At 64.8% G+C, this 5,524-nt stretch carries 6 protein-coding genes; 1 reads left to right on the forward strand and 5 read right to left on the reverse strand.

The annotated features are described in order from the left end of the window. The coding region (locus VG320_RS02670; protein WP_327198615.1) for a TonB-dependent receptor plug domain-containing protein at window positions 1-1,323 on the forward strand (1,323 nt) is incomplete at its 5' end. A 56-nt stretch (window positions 1,324-1,379) separates the two neighbouring features. Here VG320_RS02670 and VG320_RS02675 read toward each other — a convergent pair. From VG320_RS02675 to VG320_RS02695, 5 genes are all read right to left on the reverse strand, one after another. Next, window positions 1,380-2,264 carry a CmcJ/NvfI family oxidoreductase gene (locus VG320_RS02675; RefSeq protein WP_327198616.1) on the reverse strand — a complete coding sequence of 295 codons (885 nt, stop codon included), beginning with the start codon at window positions 2,262-2,264 and terminating at the stop codon, window positions 1,380-1,382. An 11-nt stretch (window positions 2,265-2,275) separates the two neighbouring features. Further along, the gene (locus VG320_RS02680; RefSeq protein WP_327198619.1) at window positions 2,276-3,052 is read right to left on the reverse strand and encodes an SDR family NAD(P)-dependent oxidoreductase; all 777 of its coding nucleotides are present in this window, start codon (window positions 3,050-3,052) and stop codon (window positions 2,276-2,278) included. Window positions 3,053-3,238: 186 nt separating this feature from the next. Further along, window positions 3,239-3,802 (reverse strand): alkyl hydroperoxide reductase subunit C, encoded by a 564-nt coding sequence (gene ahpC, locus VG320_RS02685; protein WP_327198617.1) that lies wholly within the window; start codon window positions 3,800-3,802, stop codon window positions 3,239-3,241. 320 nt (window positions 3,803-4,122) lie between these two features. Then, the gene (locus tag VG320_RS02690; protein ID WP_327198618.1) at window positions 4,123-4,905 is read right to left on the reverse strand and encodes an HAD-IIB family hydrolase; all 783 of its coding nucleotides are present in this window, start codon (window positions 4,903-4,905) and stop codon (window positions 4,123-4,125) included. 82 nt (window positions 4,906-4,987) lie between these two features. Next, window positions 4,988-5,512 (reverse strand): cytochrome c, encoded by a 525-nt coding sequence (locus tag VG320_RS02695; RefSeq protein ID WP_327198620.1) that lies wholly within the window; start codon window positions 5,510-5,512, stop codon window positions 4,988-4,990. Window positions 5,513-5,524: the final 12 nt, after the last annotated feature.

Raw genomic sequence — 5,524 nt, forward strand, 5'->3', positions numbered from 1 at the left:
AATACGGGCAACTACAGCCTGCTGACCGACACCGGATCGACGCCGACCCAGTTCAAGGTGGGCAGCTATACCTCGTCGGAACTCACGACCAACCTCGATCTGAAGCGCAGTTTTACGGTGCCGCACTGGGCTTCGCCGGTCAACGTCGCGGTGGGCCTCGAACATCGCTACGAAACCTTTGCACTCGATGCGGGCGATGCCGCGTCGTACTACGAGAGCGGCGCCGTGGCGTTTCCGGGCTATCGGCCCACCGATGCGGCCAATGCCCACCGCAACAGTATTGCCGCCTACACGGATGTATCCACGCATATCCTGCCCCAATGGCAGGTCGATGCCGCCGTGCGCGGCGAGGACTATCAGCAGCTTGGGGCGTCGGTCGACGGCACGCTGTCGACCCGCTATGACTTCAGCCCCGCGCTGGGGCTGCGCGGTTCGGCCGGCACGGGCACGCACGCGCCGACGCTGGTGCAGCAATACTACTCGGCGACCAACGTCACCACCGGTGGCGCGACCATCCAGATTCCGCTCGATTCGGCGGGCGCACGGGTACTCGGCGCGCCGGCGCTCAAAAACGAGACCTCGAAGCAGTTCAGTATTGGTTTTGTCGCACAACCGCTCACGGGGCTGCATGTGAGCGTGGACGCCTATCAGATCGACGTGAACAACCGCATCGTCGATTCAGGGCAGATTTCCGGCTCGCTGGCCGCAGCCGCCATCGCGGCCAACGGCACGGTGGTGCCCGCGGACGCCATCGACAACACCTACGCGCAGTTCTTCACTAATGGCGCGAATACCCGCACGCACGGCGTCGATGCCGCGCTGGACTATCGTTCGGACTTTGGCCGTTTTGGCCGCGTCGACTGGAATCTGAACGCCACCTACAATCGCACCACGATCCTCTCGGTCAATACCCCGGCATCGCTGGCGGCGGCGGGCGTGGCGGTGCTCGATGCGATCCAGGTCTCGAATCTCACCACGGCGACGCCGCGCATCGTGATTTCGGGAACGGGCGCCTATACCTATGGCCCCTGGCATGTGACGCTGCGCGAGACGTACTATGGGAAGTCGTCGCAGACCCAATGGGCGACCGACTATAGCGGCTTTTATGCCGACAATATCAACCCGGCCTTCATTACCGATCTGGACGTGGCGTATCGCATCACACCGCACACGACGATCGCCCTCGGCGCGAACAATCTGTTCAACAAGTATCCGAACCAGACCAATCCCAACGCGCGGCCAAACTACGATCTGTACCCGCATCTCTCGCCGTATGGCATCAACGGCGCGTATTACTATGCGCGACTGACCGTGGTGATGTGAGGCGCCCGCACTGAGCCGCGCGGCGGCTCAGTGCCGGTTTCCCCTGCCGGTTTTCCTTACGCCCAGAACACCAGCGCCCGCAATTCGATGCTGCGTCTGGGCGCCGCGTTTTCGGGCGTTTGCGGGTCTTCGAAGGCGGTGTGGGCGGTGAGCCGCGCCGTGCCGTCCTGCAACGAGTCGTAGATTTTCAGCAGCAGCGCTTCGTCGGGGCGCAAGCGCGGAAAGTAGAACCACCGATGAAGCGGATTCTGGAGGAACGAATAGGTCTCGCCTACCTTGTCGCGATACACGAGATCGGAGGCAATCAGGTCCTCGGGCGCGATCGAGCGTGCATCGCAGAGCGCCAGCGGCAATTGTTCGACCTCGCTCAAGGGCCGCCACAGGTTGATGATGGCGAAACGGCGTTGGAGGCGCTGATGGGCGTCGTCGGCGTCGAGATGATCGCGCACCCGCCGCGGCCCAGAAACGAAGGTCTGATCGTTATGCACGCGCCGTACCGGCTCGCGCAATGCCGCATTGGCGCGCGAGCCTTGTGCGCTGTCGCGCAGCGTGTGATCGAAGATGACGGCTTTGGCGGCGCCCGTGGCCGCACGCAGCAAGGCTTCGGCCTCTGGGTAATAGACGTTGCGGATCCGCGCGTCATCGCTGAAGTCGTCCAGCGCGCTGCGGTGCGCGACGAGCTGAAAGCCCTGGCGGTCGAGCTTGAGTTCACCGCTTTGCGCGAGCGGGCGCGCATCGTGAATCGTCACGCGGCGCGCTTCGAGTACGCCCGTTTGCCACGGTGTGCCTTCGGGCGGCTCAAAGGTGTAGTTCACCGGCCTGGACGTGCCGGGCGCGAGATAGTTGAGTTCGGCCTCGACCGCGTGATTGTTCGAAACAGCCGGCACAGTCGATGAGGCCGAAACAGCGGACGATTCCAGTTCCGATAGCACAGTGCTCATGAGGGCTCCGATCAAAACGGTTCGCGCCAGGGCCGCAGATCGATTTCCTGGGTCCACGCGCTGCGATTCTGTTGATGCAACTGCCAGTAGCTCCCGGCGATGGCGTCGATGTTGAGCAGCCCGTCCGGGCCCGCGTCGTTCGCGCGTTGCGGTGCCGCGCTGCGCAGCCGCTCGCCGTCGATGCCGCCGTCGATCACGACATGCGCGACATGCACGCCGCGCGGTGAGAACTCACGCGCGAGGCTTTGCGAAAGCGAGCGCAAACCGGCTTTGGCCGATGCGAATGCGGCAAACGGAGGCCGCCCGCGCAACGAGGCGGTCGCGCCCGTGAAGATCAGGCTGCCCGCGCCGGTGGCGCTGGTCGTGGCGTCGGGGGCGGCGAGTAGCAGCGGCAGGGCCGCCCGCGCGAAAACGAAGCCACCGAGCACATTGGTGCGCCACGCCTGTTCGAATTGCGCGGTCTCCAGTTCCAGCGTGGGGGCGCGCACGGCATTGCCCGCGTTGAAGATCGCGCTACGCAGCGTACCTTGCCCGCGCACCTGTGCGGCGATCTGCGCGATCTGCGCCTCGTCGGTCACGTCGGCGGCCGCCGCAACGGCGTGGCCGCCTTGCGCGCGTATTTCAGCGGCAATCGCCTCGATACGCGACGCCGTGCGTCCGGTAAGCACGACCGTATAGCCTTCGTTGGCAAAACGGCGTGCGAGCGCGGCGCCGAGTCCGGCGCTTGCGCCGACGCCGACAATCCAGGCAAGCGGCGCGGAAGAGGGGGAAAGTTCACTCATGATGATTCACGCTAGCGCCCGCGAGGCGATTTGGAAAAGAATGAAACGTCATATCGTTATCAGGCGTTGAAGGGATGCGTCGCCCATGCAAAAACTACGCGCAATGGGCGTAATCCTCACGCCCGGACGAGCCAGGCCGGCTACTGCGCCCGGCGGACATTGACGCGCGACGCGTGCCGCGCGTGCCAGGCCTCAGATCTTGCCCACCAGATCGAGCGAAGGGGTGAGGGTTTGTGCACCTGGCGTCCATTTGGCGGGGCAGACTTCGCCCGGATGAGAAGCAACGTATTGCGCGGCCTGCACCTTGCGCAGCAGTTCGTTCGCATCGCGGCCAATGCCGTTGTCGTGGATCTCGTAGAGCTTGATCTTGCCTTGCGGGTCGATCAGGAACGTGCCGCGCAGCGCCAGACCTTCCTCTTCGATCAGGACATCGAAGTTACGCGCAAGCGTAGCGGTAGGATCGCCGACGAGCGGGTACTGCACTTTGGCGATCGTCTCCGACGTATCGTGCCAGGCCTTGTGGGTGAAATGCGTATCCGTGGACACGCCATAGAGTTCCACGCCGAGTTTCTGGAATTCGCCGTAGTGATCGGCCAGGTCGCCCAGTTCGGTCGGGCATACGAAGGTGAAATCGGCGGGGTAGAACACCACCACCGACCACTTGCCCTTGAAGTTTTCTTCGCTGACCGGCACGAATTTACCGGCGTGATAGGCGGTTGCCTGGAACGGCTTGACCTGGGTGTTGATGAGAGCCATACGATATCCTTTTCAGTGTTGCGTTACCGGGTCGCCCGATGCATCTCTGGCGCAGCCATCACAGAGACTAGACGACACGCAGATGCTAGGGAACCGATCTTTTGATCGATGAAATTCGTGGACGCTGGAAAGCGCCGTTAGCGCGGGGCGCTAATCGGGCAGGCGATAGTGCGGGCATAGAGCGCGCATAGAGCACGTTACGCAGAATCGCCGAGCGGCATTCATCGGCGCGACAGGCCGGCACGATATCGTGTGGTGTCCGGCGAATTGCGGCATTGCGGTTCGCCGGTCTGGCGCGCGTGATGCGCGTGAGGTTCGCTTCAGACGCCTCGCGCGCGCAGGATCGCGTTGGCGAATTCGACGAAGCCCGCGCCGCCCGGTCCTGCCGTGACCCAGCGCGGCGCGACGGGAAGTTGCGGCAGGCAATCGACCACCGTACTCACGCCCACGGTGTGCCGGAAATAGCCGAACATCGGCGCATCGTTGGTCGAGTCGCCCGAATACGCCACGACTTCGGCGGCCGTGGCGGGCGCGACGCCATAGGCATCGGTCAGCACCCGCAGCGACATCGACAGCTTGTCATAGCCGCCCAGCCAACCCAGCACCCACAGGTTGTTGACCGTGGTGTCGGCGCCCGCGGCGCGCAACGCCGCGACAATCTGCCCGTCGCGCGAGGTGCCGGTGCGTTGCCAGGCGAGGCTGGCGAGACGGAACACCTGGTCGTCCGCGACGCACGCATCGGGCACGGCATCCGCCACCTGTGCCGCGATCGACGCGAGTCTGTTGCGCATCGCCGTCACGTCTGCTTCATCGGCCCACCACGAGCGCTCGATGCCGTGTCCCTGCGCGCAGCGCCGCATGAAAATGCCGCCGTTTTCGGCAATCACGCCGTCCACCGGCCACATGCGCGCCATCTGGTCGCCCCAGCCCGCGGGCGCGGCGGTGACGGGCATCACGCGCACACCGGCTGCCTGCAAGCGTTCGAGTGCATCGTAGGTGCTCGCAGCGAGGCGGCCCTGATACGTCAGCGTCTCGTCCATGTCGGTGAGAACGAACTGGACGCCGGAAAATTCACCGGCTGGCGCTAACGACAAGGACTGCATAAGAAGATCTCCATGATTCGATCAATTTTAGCGACAAAGGCATGGCGAAGGCGCCGCGCGCACACGCAAGCGTCATATCGCACTAGAGCTTGCCGGGGCGCGGGTCGGGCACGAAGCCGTCGCGGTTGGGCATGCGCACGGCCGCAAGCGTGCGTGCATCCAGCTTTGCATTGTCCGGCACGATGCCGTTGCGATTGAGGATCCAGGCGCTCAACGCATAGACCTCGTCCGCGCTCAACGACTGCGGCGCGTTGTAGGGCATCGCGCGGCGGATATAGTCGAACAGCGTGGTCGCATAAGGCCAGTAGCTGCCGACCGTGCGTTTGGGCGCGGCGCTCCTGAGCGTTCCCGCGCCGCCCACCAGCGGGTCGCCGATCAGCCCTTCGCCCTGCGCGCCGTGACAGGCCGCACATTTTTGCGCGAACACCCGCGCGCCGGTCTTGACGTCGCCGCTGCCGGGCGGCAGGCCGCGGCCGTCCGGCGCGACGTCGATGTTCCAGGGCGCGATCGCGGCTGCACTGAGCGGCGTGCCGATGTCCGCGACGACGCGTGGCGCGGCAGCCGTCTGCGCCGGCTTGCCGGTCGTGCAGGCAACCGCGAGCAGCATGGCGGCGAGGGC

The sequence above is a fragment of the Paraburkholderia sp. genome, assembly GCF_035948235.1.
GTDB lineage: Bacteria > Pseudomonadota > Gammaproteobacteria > Burkholderiales > Burkholderiaceae > Paraburkholderia.

Coding starts and splice junctions, on each gene's coding strand:
- VG320_RS02675 (WP_327198616.1), bottom strand. CDS start 2,264: ATGAGCACTGTGCTATCGGAACTGGAATCGTCCGCTGTTTCGGCCTCA.
- ahpC (WP_327198617.1), bottom strand. CDS start 3,802: ATGGCTCTCATCAACACCCAGGTCAAGCCGTTCCAGGCAACCGCCTAT.
- VG320_RS02690 (WP_327198618.1), bottom strand. CDS start 4,905: ATGCAGTCCTTGTCGTTAGCGCCAGCCGGTGAATTTTCCGGCGTCCAG.
- VG320_RS02695 (WP_327198620.1), bottom strand. CDS start 5,512: ATGCTGCTCGCGGTTGCCTGCACGACCGGCAAGCCGGCGCAGACGGCT.